This window comes from Methylosinus sp. C49 (assembly GCF_009936375.1).
GTDB lineage: Bacteria > Pseudomonadota > Alphaproteobacteria > Rhizobiales > Beijerinckiaceae > Methylosinus.
The window spans coordinates 2,472,307-2,488,469 of sequence record NZ_AP022332.1 but is presented as its reverse complement, the minus strand read 5'-3'; the positions used below and the strand labels follow the sequence as shown (position 1 = coordinate 2,488,469).

The following is a 16,163-nucleotide window of genomic DNA, read 5'->3' as shown; positions in this document are numbered from 1 at the left end:
CGAGAGGAGTTGACGTCATGGAGATTTCTCTGGAACAGGCCGTCGAGATTCACGCGCGCGCGCTCACCCGCCGGCTACAGCGGGACGCGCCCGGCAATGCGCGCGAGCGCGCCGCCGATCTGCAAACGGCCGGCGACAGCGATGGCCATAGCGTATGGCTGCGCGTCGCCGAGAGCGCCGAGCGTCTGCTGAGCGAAAAGGCCCACGCCGAGGCTGCGCCGAATAGGTAGATTCCACGATCGGAACTGTCACAAAAGGTCATCGTCGTCGGTTTAGCGCTCTGCGGCAGAAACGAGTCGTGGAGCCGACCGATGAAGCAGATCGCCGAAATGCTGGCGCCGAGCGGCCTCGATCCCATGCCGCTCGCGCGCGCCATCCCCTCCAAGGCGCATGAACGTACGCTCGCCAGCTATCTCCTCAACCGCCATCGCGGCGCCGCCGCCGTCCGCGATATTCTGATTGCGGATATTCGTGGCTTCGTCGATCTCGGCCAGTCGCGCGCCGCCGCCGATCTGCTGGTCGTGCTGAGCATGCTGCTGGCGCGATGGCCGGAGACGCGCCGACGAGCGCCACAGCCGCTGGCCTGGGACGCGACGGCGCCCTCGCCACACGACGCCTGAGCCGGCGCCGCACGAGCGAGCTCGATCGATCGAATATCGACAAATAACGCCGTTCGATCGGCGGCGCTCTAATGACGAGGCTCCGCTGCGAGCGCACGCGTCAGCTCGCCGATGATGCGCTCGACCAGCGCATTTTCGGCGTCGAAATAGGCGCGTTCCTCGCGCTCCAGCTCATCGAACTCGGCGGGCTCGCAAATCTCCTTGCGAATGTCGCAGAGTCGCTCGAAGCGTCGGCGCAGGCTGTCGACCAGCGCTTCGGCGTCGCTGCGCCCCAGCGTTAGCATGATATTCGGCTCCATCTCCTCCTCCCCTCTCATTCTTCCCGCCCTCTGTCGCGAGAAATGGCGTGCGATGCGCGCGCGCGCAATGAAACGTCGCGCCCGCCCGCGGGAAAAGGATTGAAGCTTCTGCGGTCTACGCCAGTTAGAGCAAAACTTTCTCGCCTATCTCGCCCACCGGACTCGGGACCGAGACGAAAGGAAGGCTCCCCATGGAACGTCGTGAATTCGTCGCCGCCGCCGTCGGCGCGGCCGCCGCCCTCTCCGCCGCGCACGCGCTGGCCGAGGATCAGACCACCAATCCGCATGCCGGGCACATGATGCATGGACCGAAATTTCAGGCGCTGATGAAGACCAGCGCCGAATGCGTCTCCACCGGCAACGAATGCCTGCGCCATTGCTTCGGCATGCTGTCGATGAACGACACCAGCATGGCCGGTTGCACCAAGGCCGCCTATGATCTCGTCGCCGCCTGCGCCGCGCTCGAATCGCTGGCGGCGGTGAACTCGACCTTCACGCCGACGCTGGCGAAGGCCGTGGGCGACATATGCATGGCCTGCAAGAAGGAATGCGACCGCTTCCCGCAATATGCGGAATGCAAGGCCTGCGGCGACGCTTGCAAGGCCTGCGCGGAGGAGTGCCGCAAGGTCTCCGTCTAGAGCGCTTTCCGATCGAACGGAATCGTTCGATCGATCAGAATTCGCTTCCAACGAAAGAATCTAGAGCGCTTTCGACCGCGAACGAGCCTGTGCGTAAGACCGCGCAGGCCTACTGCGTGAGACGCGAGGCGGAAGAAACGGCGTTCAAGAACAGGGTCGACAGCGCCGAGCTGATGTCGCCGCCCGTGTTCACCTCGAAGAAGAGATCGGGGGAAGAGGCGCAGCTCTTCATATTGTCGGCGATCTGCGATGCGAAGGTGGCGACGGTCCCCTGGTAGAAGCCATTGCTCGGCACGGGATAATAGGTCGTGTAGAGAACCGCGATCCGAATTCCGCGGTTCTTGATCGTCGTGCAGAAGGAGGTGTCGACCGGCTGCAAGCAACGATAAAACGAGCCATAGGCGTTCGAATATCCCCAATTCAGCGAAGTCGTGCAGGTTCCGCTGGAATAATAGCTCGCATCGATGACGCCATCGGAAACGAGCATCAGCACTTCCTGCGGCTTGTCGCCGGCGACGCGGGCGCCGCTGCCGGGCGCCGGCATGGTCGCGTTCAATCTGGTGAGCGCCTGATTGAGATCGGTCATCGCGTCATTGGTGTTCAACGCGCCGCCGGTCGTGACCGTATCGTAGGTCGAGCTGCTGGTCGGATAGGTGTAGGACGTATTGGCCGCGAGCACATTGTTCGAATCCATCAGCGGCGGCGTCATCGCCCCGATATTGGACTGGATGTGGCTCACATTTCCGCTCGTCGTCGGGACGAGATTCTGCATCATCGTCACGCCGTAATTGAAGCTATAGGCCGCAAGGCGATAGGTCGCGCCATTGGAGGCCATCGTCGATTGCGCGGTCGTGGCGAGGCTCTTAGCCGCGTCCCGAACATTGTCGATGCGCAGCTTTATTCCGTTGTTCTCGGCGTAGGAATAGCTGTCGATCGTCCCCCAGCCGGGATAATGCGTCGTATATTCATTGTCGCTGACATTCTTCTCATGGCAGGCGAAGGCGCATCCGAAGGCGTTCATCGCATTGACGCCCGCCTGCGTGGCGGGCAGCTCCATAGACGGCGAATTGTCGAGCAGCAGATAAAAATCGATATTGCGGGCCGTCGTCGCGGTCGCCGAGGCTGTCACCTTTATGTTCGATGTCGGCAAGCCGTAGAAGCCGCCGAAAGAATTCTGCACCTTTGTCGTATAGGTGACCGACACCTTGCGTGTCATGGAGCCGGGCGCAGGATCGTCGTCGCCGTCGACCGTGAGACTGGCGGCGTCATAAGTCACTCGCGTGATCTGCGCCATCTGAGCGGCGAACATCGTCCTCGCCGCCGCCTTGGCGACGGTCCAAGACTTCAGCATCATCGGCGGTGTCGTCGCCGCGAGCGCGGCGGCGTCGGCCGCGGCGTAGAGCTGCGTCTTGATGCGCCCGGCGTTCGCATAATCAATGGCGCCGCCGGCGGCGATCATCAGAGGAATCGCCGTCAGCGCGAATATGATCGCGACATTGCCTCCTCGATGAGCGAAGAATTTGCCGAGAGTCCGAAACATCATCATGTGTCGCGCGGCCATTTCGTTCAATCCACCCGGGGAACGGATGAGGTGATGCGGGGGTTGATGTAGAATGTGTAGCGGATCGGCACGGCCGGGATTATCTTGGCGCCGAAAGGCGGCGTGTAATTATAGCGCACATAGGCGTAGATCAGCGACGTGCTCGCCTGCGCCATGCCGGCCGGAAGCACGAAGGTCGAGCCATCGACGAGTTTCGTCGTGTTGAAGGGCTCGTTCCACACGATCTTTGTTGTCTCGCCTTTCTCATCGGTCGTGAGCTCGGCGAGTATGATCGTCAGATTGGCGGTCGAGAAAGGCGCGATGATCTGCGTCGAGGCGTTCAATATCGTCGTGAGATCGGCTGTCGACACGCTCGCGCGCCGCGCGACGAGATCGGTCAGCGTGCGGCCGGTGATCGCCACCTTGCGACTGATGCTGATCGCCTCGCCGAGCGTGAACTCGCTGACGAGGATCAGCACGGCGATCGGGATCATCAGCGCGAATTCGACCGCGATCATGCCACGCTCGTCGCGCCGAAGCGCGCCGGCGCGACGGCCGGCGTTCGACGTCAAGCGACTGAGACAGTGCATTCGCAATGGGCCTGCTCCGATGTTTACGAGTAGGGCTCGACCTGGAATACGGCGGTCGACATCAATAAACGCCTGCCATTCGGCAGATTGGCGAGATTGAATCCGAGCGGTCCACCGACGACGGGGAATTGATAGATCACGCGCAGCACGAGAACGCTGCCGACGCCGCCGGTCTGGAATTTCCAGCTATTGGTGACATTGCCACTGGAATCATAGGTGAGGACGGGCGCCGATGTGTCAACGGAGGAGAAGGCGCTCGCCGTCTGCAGATCGACGATCAGCTGCGTGCAGTTGAAGAGCGCCGTCAGTCCGCCGCAGACCGTGTTCTTGAATTGCGTCTGGTCGAGCTTGCCCTTCTGCACCTCGCCGGTAAGAAGCTTGCGCGCCGATTTCTCGACGGCGGATTCCAGCTCCTGCTGCGCGAGAAACACCACGCCGACCTGGCAGATCGCGATCAGAATCGCAAACAGCGGAGCCGCGATGAAGGCGAATTCGACGATCGCGGCGCCCCGCCGACAGGCGAGCAGCCCCGCGCCGCGGGCGCGCGGCTTCGCCGCTCCTTTGTCGATGTCCTCGCTGCGCATGCCGATTCTCGCTTCCTGCCGCAGCATGACCGTAGCCGACAAACAAAGAGTTACCAGAGCTCCGCTGATACGCCCGCGTCGGGCCGCACGCTCCGCGCTCGCCCCCGAAGAGCGAGCGCTCTGAGCCTTCGTATTGACGCGCCGCGCACGGGGCACTTATCTACTGCGGCTTCGCGCCATCTCAGGACGAGGACATACGAGATCGATGTCGTTTTTCCGTTCCGCCGGCCTCTGCCTCTCGCTCTCTCTCCTGCTCATGGGATGCGACGGCGGCTCCAACCTCGGTCCTGTCTCGGCGGAAGAGCGCGAGGCGCTGATTCGCAATGCGGCCACCACCGCGCCAAATCTGCAGCCCGGCGAGAAAATCCGCGTGACCGTCTTCGGCGAGGACCGCCTCTCCGGCGAATATGAGATCGATCCCGCCGGCTTTATTTCGCTGCCGCTGGCCGGCACGGTGAAGGCGGCCGGCTTCAGCAAGCCGCAGCTCGAACAGGAATTGGCCAAAAAATTCCGCGGCGAATATCTGCGCAATCCCAAGGTGACAGTCGATGTCGCGAGCTTTCGCCCCTTCTACATTATGGGCGAGGTCGGCAAGCCCGGCGAATATTCGTTCAAGAGCGGACTCAATGTGATGAGCGCGATAGCGCTCGCCGGCGGCTCCACCTATCGAGCCAGTCGGTCGACCGTTCTCATCCAGCATGTGGGCGAGCAGGGCTTCAAGGAATATCCGCTGGCGCCGACCATTCCCGTGCTGCCCGGCGATCTCGTGCGCGTGCCGGAGCGCTATTTTTGACGGCGCCGCGCCCCGAGAGACCAAGGGGCGCAGGCTTGACTGCGGGCGCGTTTCACTTACAAGCTGAACGCCTTCGAGAGGGCGTTATGAAGAGCAATTTGCTGCCGAATGGCGTCGCGGCGGGGATCGCGCTCATAATTTCCGCCGGTTCCGTCGCCCGCGGCGAGGAAATTCCGGCCGGCGTCACGGCCATGGGTCCCAGTCCCGAGGAAGGCCTCGCGATCGACGGCTGGATCGTCTATCCGTCCCTCTTCATCGGCTCCGTCTTCAACGACAATATCTACTCCACCGCCACCGATCGGCGCTCGGCCGTCGGCGTGCGCGTGCGGCCGTCGGTCCAGGCGGGCCTCGACAATGGCCTGCACAAATCCACCGCCTATGTGAGCGCCGACGCGCAGTTCTATCCGGGGCTCGGCTCGCAATTTCGGCTGTCGCCGACGCCGACGACCGATGTCGACCCCACCAATGTGGCCGGCCGCGCCGGAATCAATCACATTTGGTCGCCTTTCAGCGACCTCAACGTGTATGTTTCCGCGGATTACACGCGTCAGAGCGGTCTCTTCGGCTCCAATTTCGGAGCCACGGCGCCCAATGTCACCGTTCCGACCGGCTATACAGTGTCGGCCTCGCAGCAATTCTCCAATCAGTTCTCCGGCTCTGTCGCCGTCGAGAAGAAAATTTCCGATTGGTTCGTGCGCGCGACGACCGGCGTCCAATATGTCTCCTACGACAGCCGGCCGATCGCCTCGCTCGCCGCGAGCGGCGACGCGCAGAACGGATTGAGCTACAGGGCTACGCTGCGCGGCGGAATGTGGCTCTCGCCGATGTTTTACGGCTTCGTCGAGCCGACGCTCGATCTGCGCCGCTATGAGAACTCGATCTCCGACACCAATGGCTATCGCATCGTCGGTGGTCTCGGCTCGGAGCTCATCAGCCTGTTCCGCGGCGAGGTCTATGGCGGCTATCAGAGCCAGTCGAGCGTGCAGAATTTTTCCGGCGGCGAGGTCGCCAAACCCGCCTTCGGCGCGCGGCTGCATTATTATCCGACGCCCTATCTGACATTGACCGCGACGGTCGACCAAATGCTCGCCGCCGCCGCCGCGCCGACAGCCCTTGCGGGTCGTCTCGGCCAATGGTCCCCGGCGACGCTCAACACGCAATCCAAGCTGCAGATCGACTACGCCATCTCTCCCTTCTGGACCGCCTATGCGCGCGGCGGCTATGGCGAGACGCGCTGGACCAATTCGCCGCGCGCCGACACCATTTGGGCGGCCGGCGGCGGCCTCAGCTACACATTCTGGCGCAACATAGCGATCTCGCTGGATTATCAGCTTCAGAAGACCAGCTCCAATGTCAGCGGCGTCTTCGGCGCCATCGGCTATTCCGCGGCGAGCTGGGGATTTACGCAGAATGTCGTGTCGGCCGGCGTGACCTATCGCTATTGAACGCGACGCGCCAAAGAGCCGGCCGCGCATGAATCGCCCCGGCCTCGACCCGCCCTCATTCGTGGCGATATGATCTCCCCTCCGCAACCGCGCCTTTGGGGTGAAAAGCGCCGCATTCACCCCGATGGCGGCAGCATGGACAAGCGCCTCTTGCAGAAGCTCGCGCCTTTTTCGCGAGAGTCCTCGCTCCCGACCGAAAGCTCCCGCGAGCCGGCGCGCGGATTTTTCGCCGATTTGTGGGCGGAGGGCGGCTTCGAGGCGCTTCTCCTCCTCGGCCTCGTGGCCGGATTGGCCGTCGCGCCCTTTTGGCTCGGCGGCAATCGCTTGCCGGCCTGGGGTGTGAACGGGCTGTATTTTCCGGCGCTGGTCCTTCTCTTCGAGCTCGGCGTCCTGCTCGCCGGCCGCCGCCACGCCGTATCGATCGCGGCCATCGCCGGTCCGGCGGCGCTCTTCGGCGCGGCGCTATCGTGGATTTGCGTGCAGGCCCTCCCGCTCGCCTCTGGAGCGCTCGCGCATCCGATCTGGAGCATGGCGAGCGAGGCGCTGGAGCGTCCGCTCGACGGCGCGATCTCGGTCGATCGCGGCCAGACGCTCGTCTTTCTGCTCCGCCTCGTGACGGCGGCCAGCGTCTTCTGGCTGGCGCTCCAATTGTCGCGCCGCTCGCATCGCGCGCATTTTCTGCTGCGGGCGATCGCGGTCATCGTGGCGGCCTATTCCGCCTATGGCCTCTTTCTGTCGGCCTTCTTCTCGGCGACGATTCCGTTTTTCGACGCCCCCGCGCAAGGCCTCTTCGTGCGCTCCACCTTCGTCAACCGCAACAATTTCGCTACTTATGCGGGCATAGGGCTGGTGACGACGCTCGCGCTCCTCATTCCACTCGCCGACCGCGACGCTCCGCGCGAAGCGGGCGCGCTCGCCGCTCGGCTGGCGCGGCGGCTGGAAGCGGCGGGCCTCGGCGGCTGGCTCCTGCTCGCGGCTACTTTCGTGATCTTCGTCGCTCTGCTCGGCACAGTGTCGCGCGGCGGCATTCTCGCGACGATTCTCGGCGCCGGCGCGCTGCTCGCCCTCGCCTATCGGCGCGGCCGGCAAAGCGAGGGAAGCGCCGGAGCCGTCGCTCTCGTCGTCGCAGGGCTCGCCGCGACGATCTTTTACTTCGGCGATCTCATCATTCGCCGTGCGCTCGACTCCGGCCTCGACGATGGCGGGCGCCTCGCCGTCTTCACCATCACGCTTCGCGCCATTCTCGACACGCCGCTGCTGGGCTATGGATACGGCGCCTTCGCCGCGCTGTTTCCGCTCTATCGCGACCGCTCGATTCCGACGGCCGATATATGGGACAAGGCGCATAACGCCTATTTGGAGGCATTCTTGGGGCTCGGTCTCGTCTTCGGCGCGGCGCTCGTCGGCGCGCTCTTCTGGCTCGCGGCGAAATGCGTCATCGGCGCGGCGACGCGGCGACGGTCCTCGGCTCCGGCGGCGGCGGCCGCCGCCTGCTCGCTGCTCGTCGGCGTCCATTCTCTCGTCGATTTCGGCGTTCAGATAGAGGCCGTGGCGCTCACCTACATGGCCATTCTCGGCGCCGGCGTCGCGCAGGCCGAGAGCTCGCGCATCTCCCTCTCCGACTAGCCCGCTGGAACACGCATTCGATGCTGAAACGTCTCGAGACACAAAGGGAGGCGCCCGCGCCGGCCGAAGCGGAAACGGGCTTCGACATCCATGGCTATGTCAATTTCGTCTGGCGTCAGTGGAAGCTGATCGCCGGCGTGACGGCGCTGTTCCTGCTCGTCGCCGCCGTCGAGACGGCGCGCACGACGCCGCTCTACACCGCCTCGGCGCAGCTGCTGCTCGATCCGCATAAGGAGAAGGCCGGCGGGCAGGACGCGATCATGACCGACGCCGCTCTCGATCTGCCGACGATCGAGAGCCAGATCGCCATCATCAAATCCAGCGCGCTGCTCCGCCGCGTCGTGGAGAAGGAGCGGCTCGTCGAGGATGCGGAATTCGGCGCGCGCACCCGCGTCGGCGGTGGTCTCCTCGACCGTCTGCGCGAGCTGCTCTCCCGCAATGCGCCACAGCAGGCGCCCGCGAGAACGGTCGCCTCCGCGCTCGGCGGCTCGCCCGAGACGGTCGCCACCGTCGAGAACGTCAAGCAGGCGGTGGCCGTGGCGCGCGCCGGCCAGGCCTATGTGATCAACGTCTCCTTCACCTCCGCGGACAAGGAAAAGGCCGCAAATCTCGCCAATGCGATCGCCGACGCCTATGTGGTCGACAAGCTCGACGCGCGTTTCGAGGCGGCGCGGCGCGCCTCCGCCTGGCTGTCCGATCGCCTCGTCGAGCTGCGCCAGCAGCTGCGCGAATCCGAGGAGGCGGTGGCTCGCTTTCGCGCCGAGAATAATCTCAGCGGCTCCACGCCCGGCGCGACGCTCAATCAGGATCAGCTCGCCCAGCTCAACGGCCGTCTCGTGCAGGCGCGAGCGGAGACGGCAGAAAAGAAGGCGCGGCTCGACATGCTGCAAAAGCTCGAGGCGCGCGGCGGCGGCATAGCGCAGCTGCCGGACGTCTCCAGCGGCGCCAGCGCGGAGCTGCGCCGACAGGCGAGCGACCTCTCGCGCCAGGAGGCGGAGCTGCTCGCGCGCTACAATCCGAGCCATCCCTCCGTCGTCAATCTGCGCGCGCAGATCGCCGACGTTCATCGCGCCATCGCCGCCGAGTCGCAGCGCCTCGCCGCCAATATTCGCAATGAGCACGAGCTGGCCAAAGCGCGGCAGGAGGCGATCGAGAAGACGCTGCGGGAAGTGACCGGCGCCAATGATCTCGACAATACGAAGGCCATAACGCTACGCGAGCTGGAGCGCACCGCCGCCGTCAACAAGAGCCTGTTCGAGGATTTTCTGCAGCGCGAGCGCGTGACGCAGGAGCAATCGACCTTCGAGGCGCGCGACGCCCGCATCATCACGCCGGCTCTGGCGCCGGTCACGCCGACCTCGCCCAAGCCGCTTCAATCCCTGCTCGTCGCTCTCGTCCTCGGCCTTATGGCGGGCACGCTCGGCGCCTATGCGCTGGAGATGCTCAACGCCGGCTTCGCGACGCCGCGCGAGATCGAGGATTTTCTCGCTCTGCCGCTGCTCGCCTCCATCTCGCGCATGGATCAGCGCGAGCTGTCGGTGAACGGCGCCGTCGTCTCCATTCCCGAATATCCGCTCGCCAAGCCGCTCTCGCGTCTCAGCGAGGCGCTGCGCTCATTGCGCAGCGCCATACAGATGAGCGATGTGGACAATCCGCCCAAGGTCCTGCAATTCACCTCGACCATTCCCGGCGAGGGCAAATCCACCCTCGCCATAGCGCTCGCCGGCTCGGCCGCGCAATCGGGACAAAAGGTGCTCGTCATCGACGGCGATCTGCGCCGACCCTCGGCGTCGCGCTATTTCGGCGCCGATAAAAAGCTCGGCCTCGTCGATTGCCTGGTCGGCGCCGCCGAGCTGCATTCGGCGCTCGTCTACAATGAGACGTTGAAGCTCTGGTTCCTCCCGGCCGGCGGCAAAACGCAGAACCCGCCCGATCTGCTCTTGTCCGAGCGGCTGCGGACGCTGGTCACGAGCCTGCGCGAGCAATTCGATCTCATCGTCATAGACACGCCGCCCATGGGGCCGGTCGTCGATCCGCTCATCATCTCCAATCTCGTCGACAAGGTGATCTTCATCGTGCGCTGGTCGTCGACGGCGCGCGAGATGGTGGCGCATTCGATCGAGCGTCTGTCCGGTCACAAGAAGGTCGCCGGAGTGGTGTTCAATCAGGTGATCGACTCCAAGGCGCAGAAATACGGCAAGCACGCCTATTCCTATTATTACGGCGGCCGCTACTACAAGAAATACTACGCCGAATGAGCCGCATCGCGACCTCCGTCGTCATTGTCGCTCTCTGCCTGGCCGCCATGGCGGGAGCCGCACGTGTCCTCTCATTCGGCCTCGCCGATCTGTCCGCCGAGGCGAGGACGGCGCAAAAAGCTCTCGCGCCTTTCCTCGACGATCCGATGGTCGGAACATTGGCGCGAGCGCGGCTGCTCGACCTCGACTCCGGCGCGAGCGACGAGGAGCGGCGCGAGCGCGCGCGCAATCTGCTGACGCGCGCCCCGCTCTCCGGCGGCGCTTGGCTCGCTTTCGCGCAAGCCGGGTTCGAGACGGAAGAGCCGATGGCGAAGATCGAGCGCGCGCTTCTCATGTCCGCCCTCGTCGGCCGCAATGAGGGCTGGCTGATGGCGCGGCGCGCCGCTTTCGCCATTCCGCTGTGGCCGCAGCTCTCCGCCGCCTCGCGCCGAAGCATAGTGGATGATCTGCTCGGCGGATGGAAGGGCGCGGCCGGCGCCGATCGCGAGGCGCTCGTCTCCATCGCCTATCTCTCGCCGGACGAGACCAAGCATGAGATACGAGACGCGCTGCTGCGCGCCGGCGCCGCGGGCGAAACGATCGCCGCGGAAATGGGCCTCACGACCGCGCCGAGGGAGAAATAAGCCCAATGGATGAGCGCGTCTCGACCACGATGAGCGACGACGCGCTGCGCGCGCGCAAGCCGATCACGATCATAGAAGCGCGCCCCGGCTGGCGGCTCTATGATTTCCGCGAGGCCTTCGCCTATCGCGAGCTGCTCTATGTCATGGCCGCGCGCGATCTCACATTGCGCTACAAGCAGACCGCGCTCGGCGCCGCCTGGGCGCTGCTGCAGCCACTGGCGATGATGATCGTGCTCTCCATCGTCTTCGGGCGCATTGCCGGCCTTCCATCCGATGGCGCGCCCTACCCCGTCTTCGCGCTCGCCGGCCTATTGCCCTGGACCTTCTTCGCCAACGTCGCGCCGACCGCAGGCGCCTCGCTCGTCGCCGCGTCCAATATCCTCACCAAAGTCTATCTCCCGCGCCTGCTGATCCCGCTGTCGACCGCGGGCGCGCCGCTCGTCGATCTTGCGATCTCCACTCTGCTGCTCTTCGCGGTCATGGCCTGGCACGGCGTCGGCTTGCGTTGGAGCCAGCTCGTGGCGCCCTTCTTCCTGCTCGGCGTCGTCATCGCCTCGCTCGGCGTCGGCGTGCTGCTATCGGCGCTCACCGTGGCCTATCGGGATTTTCGCCATGTCGTGCCCTTTCTCATCCAATTCTGGATGTTCGCCTCGCCGGTCGCCTATCCTGTCTCCCTCGTTCCGGCGGAATGGCGCTGGCTCTATTTCCTCAATCCCATGGCCGGCATGATCGACGGCTTCCGCCACGCGCTCATCGGCTCGCCGCCGGACGCCTTCGGCGTCGTCGTCTCCGGCCTTTCCGCGCTGGTGATCTTCTGCCTCGGCGTCGCCTATTTCGCGCGCGTAGAGCGCGGCTTCGCGGATATCGTGTGATGCGCGGCGGAATCGCGATCCGCGCCGAGGGCGTGTCCAAGCTCTATCGCATCGGCCAACAGACAGGCGCCTATCGCACGCTGCGCGAGACGCTGATGGAGGCGGCAGCCGCGCCTTTCGCGCGGCTGCGCCGCGGTCCGCGCGCGGCGGAGGCGGACACGCGCTTCTGGGCGCTGCGCGACGTCTCCTTCGAGATCGCCGAAGGCGAGATCGTCGGCGTCATCGGCCGCAACGGCGCCGGCAAATCCACTCTGCTGAAAATTCTCTCGCGCATCACCGATCCGACGCGAGGCCGCATGACGCTCCAGGGCCGCGTCGCCAGCCTGCTGGAGGTGGGCACGGGGTTTCACGGCGAGCTCACCGGTCGCGAGAATATCTTTCTCAACGGCGCCATTCTCGGAATGCGCCGCGCCGATATCGCAAAGCGCTTCGACGCCATCGTCGACTTCGCCGAGATCGAACGCTTCATCGACACGCCGGTGAAGCATTATTCGAGCGGAATGTATGTGCGCCTCGCCTTCGCCGTGGCGGCTCATCTCGAGCCGGACATTCTCGTCGTCGACGAGGTGCTCGCCGTCGGCGACGCGCGCTTTCAGCAAAAATGCCTCGGCAAGATCGACGAGGTCTCGCGCCGTGACGGCCGCACGGTTCTGCTGGTCAGCCATAATCTCGCGGCGGTAAAGAGTCTCGCGACGAGCGGGCTCGTCCTCGATCGCGGGCGGCTGGCGCTGCAGGGTGGCGTGGACGAGGCCATCGCCGCCTATGGAAGCCTGCAGCAGGACGGCGGCGCCGACGAGGCCGAGCATGATTGGGGCGCCGGCGCGCATACGCGCATACGTTCGGTCGAGATGATCGGCGACGACGGCCCGACGCGCGTCTATCTGCCGGGAACGCCGCTGCGGCTGCGCATTATTCTCGACACGGACGGAACGCCGGGCCTGTCCGTCGATGTGTTTCTCGCCAATGCGCAGCGCGCGCGCATCGCGCTCTGGTCATTGAGCCATTTCGACGCCATGTCGCTGCCCGCCGAGCCCGGTTGCTATGAGCTGACGATAGAGGCCGCGCCGATCCATCTCGCCTCGGGACACTATTGCATCGATGTCGCCACGGCGGTGACGATGGTGAATTGGGACCACCAAGTCTATGAGGCGATCGCCTTCGAGACGCCATTCTCCAATGTCAGCGGCGGCAGCTGGGACTTCAGGCAATCCTTCGGATTCGGCTTCGTCGCCCTGCCCTCGACAACGCCTCCCAAGCTCGCGCGGCTCGGCGAGAGGCGCGCATGAATCTCCTCTATTGCGGCTGCGCGCCGGTCGAGCGCTCCTGTCACGGCTCGCTGTTTCTGTATCGGCTCTTGGAGTCGTGGCCTGCTGAAAATCTGCGCATCATCGAGGGCTATCTCGGTTCCTCCGACCCGGCTCGCCGCCTGCCGGGCGTGCGCTATGCGGGATTGACGCGCGAGCCGCCGCGCCTGCAAGTCACACGCTTCGCGCCCTATTTCGAGGCGGCGGTCGAGCGCTTCGCCCCCTATGACGCGTCGCGCGTGCAGCGGCGCGTCGGCGATTGGCGCGTGGACGCCATCGTCACTGTGGGACAGCATCATTCCTGGCGCGCGGCGGCGGCCTTTGCGGCGCGGCGCGGCCTGCCGCTGCATCTCATCATGCATGATGATTGGCCGCGCACCGCTCTGCGCAACGCGGCGCATGAACGCGCGCGCGATCGCTATTTCGGCGCGGTCTATCGCGGCGCGGCGTCGCGGCTCTGCATCTCGGCGCGAATGGCGGAGGACTACGCCACCCGCTACGGCGCGCCGGGCCATGTGCTGCCGCCGTTCCGCGCGCGTGAGGCGACGCCGCCTGCGCCGCAGGCGCGGCCGGAGCGTCCCTTCACGCTCGCATTCGCCGGCAGCGTCCATTGGCCGGGCCTCGCCGCGGCGCTGCGCGACGCGGCGGCGGCCATGGCCGCCATAGGCGGGCGCCTGCTGATCTTCGGACCGCTCAGCGCGACGGCGGCGCGATCCATCGGTCTTTGCGACGCCTCGACGATCATCGGCGGCATGATCGCGGGACAAGATTTCCTCGCCGAGTTGGCGGCGCGCGCCGACGCTCTCTTTCTTCCCTTCTCCTTTTTCGTGAATGAACAGCGCGCCATGCGCCTCTCCTTTCCGAGCAAGCTCGTCGATTACACGCTCACGCGCCTGCCGATTCTTCTCTATGGCCCGCCCGATAGCACGGCGGCGGAATGGTCGCGCGCCAATGGCGACGCGCTGCTGCATGTCGAGACGCCGGATGTCGCGGCGCTCGCCGCCGCGCTCGCGGCATTGGCGCGCGATCCGCTGCTACGCCGACGCCTCGGCGAGACGGCCGGCGATGCGGGCGACCGCGATTTCTCCTATCGAAGCGCGCAGGCGAAATTCGCGGCGGCGCTCGGGCTCGGAGAAGCGCGATGCTAGAGGCCAGCGACGCCGCGCCGACGATCAGCGCGATCGTGCCGACCTATGGCCGCCCGCAATCGCTGCGACGGCTTCTCGAAACCATCGCGACCCAGACGCTCGGCGTCTACGAGATTATCATCGCCGATGGCGGCGGAGACGCGGAGACGCGCGCGGTCGCCGAAGACCCGCTCTGGCGCGCGCGCGGCCTCGCCATCCGCTTCCTCGCCGTCTCGCCGCCCAATGCCGTGCGACAGCGCCGCGCCGCGATCGAGGCGTCGCGCGGAGCGCTGCTGCTGCTGCTCGACGACGATGTCGCGCTCGAGAAAGATTGCGTCGCCGAGCTCGCCCACGCGCTCGCGTCGCGGGCCGACAGCGTCGGCGTGATGGCGAATATGAGCAATGACGGCTGGCCGCCGCCGACCCGCGTCTGGCGTTTCGTGCTGCGCCGCCTGCTCGGCTTTGGCGAGGGCGAGTGGCAGGGGCGCGTCATCGGCCCGCTGCTGCGCTACGGCTTCTCGCCGGCGCCGGCGGATATCGCCGAGATCGAATGGATCGGCGGCGCCGCGGCGATGATCCGGCGCTCGGCCTATGTGGCCGCCGGCGGCTTCTCGGATTTCTTCCTGCATCGCTGCACGATGAGCGAGGATGTCGATCTCTCCTTGAAGCTTCGCCGCTTCGGCGCGCTCTATTTCGCGCCGCGCGCGCGCATCGCGCATTTTCACGCGCCGGGCGGGCGCGTCTCGGCGCGGATCGCCGCCGAGGACGACATATTCAATCGCTATGTGGTCCTGCGCCGCACGCTCGGGCGCTCGCGCGCGCATGCGCTCTCGCTCATCGCCGCTTACGCAATTCTCGAATCTCTCGGCTCGACGCTGCGCCTGCTCGGGGCCGCCGGGCCGCTCTCGCGTGAGATATTGCGCGGACGCGCGAAGGGCCTCGCCCGCATCGTCGCCGGATGGGCGGAGCGATGAGCGAGCCGCCGCACATCACCGCGACCGTGGCCGCCTTCGCGCGCATCGCGCAGACATTGGACACGCTGCGGCGGCTCGAGGCCTGCCGGCCGCCGCCGGCCGAGATCATCGTTCACGTCGACGCCGCTAGGCATGACTGCGCCGATGCGGTGCGCACGGCTTTTCCAACGGTGCGCGTCATCGTCAGCGAGACGCGCGTCGGGCCGGGCGGCGGACGCAACCTTATGACAGCGGCCGCGCGCCACGCGCTCATCGCCGCTTTCGACGATGATTCCTATCCGCTGGACGCGGATTTCTTCGCCCGCGCCGGCGAGATTTTCGCGCGCTTCCCCGACATTTCGCTGGCGACGTCGCAGATCGTCCATCCCGGCGAGACGCCGGCGCCGGATCGGCGCGCGCTGCGCGAGACTTGCGGCTTCAATGGCGGCGGCGTTGTGTTTCGGCGCAACCATCTTCTCGAGGCGGACGGCTATCTGCCATTGCCGCTCGCCTATGGCGTCGAGGAGGAGGATATGGCGCTGCGCCTCATCGAGCGCGGGCGCCGGCTCGTCTTCACGCCCTATCTGCGCGTGTTCCACAATTCCGATTTCGCGCATCACGCCGAGCCGGGCGTCAATGCGGCGAGCATCGCCAATATCGCGCTGCTCGCCTTTCTGCGCTATCCGCCGCGCTTCTATCCGCTGGCCGCGCTGCAGATCGCCAATCGTGTCTTCTTCTGCCTGCGGATGAGACGCAGGCGCGGCGTCCTCGCCGGGCTGGCGATGATCCCGCATCATCTTTGGCGCATGCGCGCGCACAGGCGCCTCGTGTCGAAGGCTGCGGTCGCCGCCAAGCTCGCCTTGCGCAAAGGAGGCTGGAGCGATTTCTGAC

The 16,163-nt window shown here is 65.7% G+C and carries 17 protein-coding genes; 13 read left to right on the top strand and 4 right to left on the bottom strand.

Going from position 1 to position 16,163, the window contains the following annotated elements:
• Positions 1-17 precede the first annotated feature (17 nt).
• Both GYH34_RS11785 and GYH34_RS11780 read left to right on the top strand, forming a co-directional pair.
• Positions 18-230 (top strand): hypothetical protein, encoded by a 213-nt coding sequence (locus tag GYH34_RS11785; RefSeq protein WP_161913744.1) that lies wholly within the window; start codon positions 18-20, stop codon positions 228-230.
• Between the two features lie 81 nt (positions 231-311).
• Positions 312-620: a hypothetical protein gene (locus tag GYH34_RS11780; protein WP_197745427.1), complete on the top strand. Its 309-nt coding sequence runs from the start codon at positions 312-314 to the stop codon at positions 618-620.
• A gap of 68 nt (positions 621-688) precedes the next feature.
• Here GYH34_RS11780 and GYH34_RS11775 read toward each other — a convergent pair whose 3' ends face one another.
• On the bottom strand, positions 689-937 hold the full coding sequence (locus GYH34_RS11775; RefSeq protein WP_244635071.1) for a hypothetical protein: 249 nt from the start codon (positions 935-937) through the stop codon (positions 689-691).
• Positions 938-1,110: 173 nt separating this feature from the next.
• Here GYH34_RS11775 and GYH34_RS11770 point away from each other — a divergent pair, with 173 nt between their 5' ends.
• Positions 1,111-1,557 carry a four-helix bundle copper-binding protein gene (locus tag GYH34_RS11770; protein ID WP_161913743.1) on the top strand — a complete coding sequence of 149 codons (447 nt, stop codon included), beginning with the start codon at positions 1,111-1,113 and terminating at the stop codon, positions 1,555-1,557.
• Positions 1,558-1,666: 109 nt separating this feature from the next.
• Here the strand turns inward: GYH34_RS11770 and GYH34_RS11765 are convergent, their stop codons facing one another.
• From GYH34_RS11765 to GYH34_RS11755, 3 genes are all read right to left on the bottom strand, one after another.
• Entirely contained in the window at positions 1,667-3,118 is a 1,452-nt protein-coding gene (locus tag GYH34_RS11765) for a pilus assembly protein TadG-related protein (RefSeq protein WP_244635070.1), read from the bottom strand.
• 5 nt (positions 3,119-3,123) lie between these two features.
• Positions 3,124-3,615, bottom strand: coding sequence for a pilus assembly protein (locus GYH34_RS11760; protein ID WP_244635068.1), 492 nt, complete (start codon positions 3,613-3,615; stop codon positions 3,124-3,126).
• A 95-nt stretch (positions 3,616-3,710) separates the two neighbouring features.
• Positions 3,711-4,271: a TadE/TadG family type IV pilus assembly protein gene (locus GYH34_RS11755; RefSeq protein ID WP_161913741.1), complete on the bottom strand. Its 561-nt coding sequence runs from the start codon at positions 4,269-4,271 to the stop codon at positions 3,711-3,713.
• Positions 4,272-4,476: 205 nt separating this feature from the next.
• Between GYH34_RS11755 and GYH34_RS11750 the strand changes: the two genes are divergently transcribed.
• The 10 genes from GYH34_RS11750 (at position 4,477) to GYH34_RS11705 (ending at position 16,162) form a co-directional block, all read left to right on the top strand.
• Complete coding sequence (locus GYH34_RS11750) at positions 4,477-5,064, top strand: polysaccharide biosynthesis/export family protein (RefSeq protein ID WP_026598759.1); 588 nt, start codon at positions 4,477-4,479, stop codon at positions 5,062-5,064.
• Positions 5,065-5,150: 86 nt separating this feature from the next.
• Positions 5,151-6,509 (top strand): outer membrane beta-barrel protein, encoded by a 1,359-nt coding sequence (locus GYH34_RS11745; RefSeq protein ID WP_161913740.1) that lies wholly within the window; start codon positions 5,151-5,153, stop codon positions 6,507-6,509.
• Between the two features lie 135 nt (positions 6,510-6,644).
• The gene (locus GYH34_RS11740; protein WP_161913739.1) at positions 6,645-8,135 is read left to right on the top strand and encodes an O-antigen ligase family protein; all 1,491 of its coding nucleotides are present in this window, start codon (positions 6,645-6,647) and stop codon (positions 8,133-8,135) included.
• Between the two features lie 20 nt (positions 8,136-8,155).
• Positions 8,156-10,393, top strand: coding sequence for a polysaccharide biosynthesis tyrosine autokinase (locus GYH34_RS11735; protein ID WP_161913738.1), 2,238 nt, complete (start codon positions 8,156-8,158; stop codon positions 10,391-10,393).
• A complete protein-coding gene (locus GYH34_RS11730; protein WP_161913737.1) occupies positions 10,390-11,016 on the top strand; it encodes a hypothetical protein in 627 nt (208 codons plus the stop codon). The genes GYH34_RS11735 and GYH34_RS11730 overlap by 4 nt, the downstream gene beginning before the upstream one ends.
• 5 nt (positions 11,017-11,021) lie before the next feature.
• The gene (locus tag GYH34_RS11725; RefSeq protein WP_161913736.1) at positions 11,022-11,888 is read left to right on the top strand and encodes an ABC transporter permease; all 867 of its coding nucleotides are present in this window, start codon (positions 11,022-11,024) and stop codon (positions 11,886-11,888) included.
• Positions 11,888-13,174 (top strand): polysaccharide ABC transporter ATP-binding protein, encoded by a 1,287-nt coding sequence (locus GYH34_RS11720; protein WP_161913735.1) that lies wholly within the window; start codon positions 11,888-11,890, stop codon positions 13,172-13,174. Before GYH34_RS11725 ends, GYH34_RS11720 begins: the two co-directional genes overlap by 1 nt.
• A complete protein-coding gene (locus GYH34_RS11715; protein WP_161913734.1) occupies positions 13,171-14,340 on the top strand; it encodes a glycosyltransferase in 1,170 nt (389 codons plus the stop codon). The genes GYH34_RS11720 and GYH34_RS11715 overlap by 4 nt, the downstream gene beginning before the upstream one ends.
• The gene (locus GYH34_RS11710) at positions 14,334-15,293 is read left to right on the top strand and encodes a glycosyltransferase (RefSeq protein WP_161913733.1); all 960 of its coding nucleotides are present in this window, start codon (positions 14,334-14,336) and stop codon (positions 15,291-15,293) included. The genes GYH34_RS11715 and GYH34_RS11710 overlap by 7 nt, the downstream gene beginning before the upstream one ends.
• Positions 15,290-16,162 (top strand): glycosyltransferase, encoded by an 873-nt coding sequence (locus GYH34_RS11705; RefSeq protein WP_161913732.1) that lies wholly within the window; start codon positions 15,290-15,292, stop codon positions 16,160-16,162. Before GYH34_RS11710 ends, GYH34_RS11705 begins: the two co-directional genes overlap by 4 nt.
• Position 16,163 lies beyond the last annotated feature (1 nt).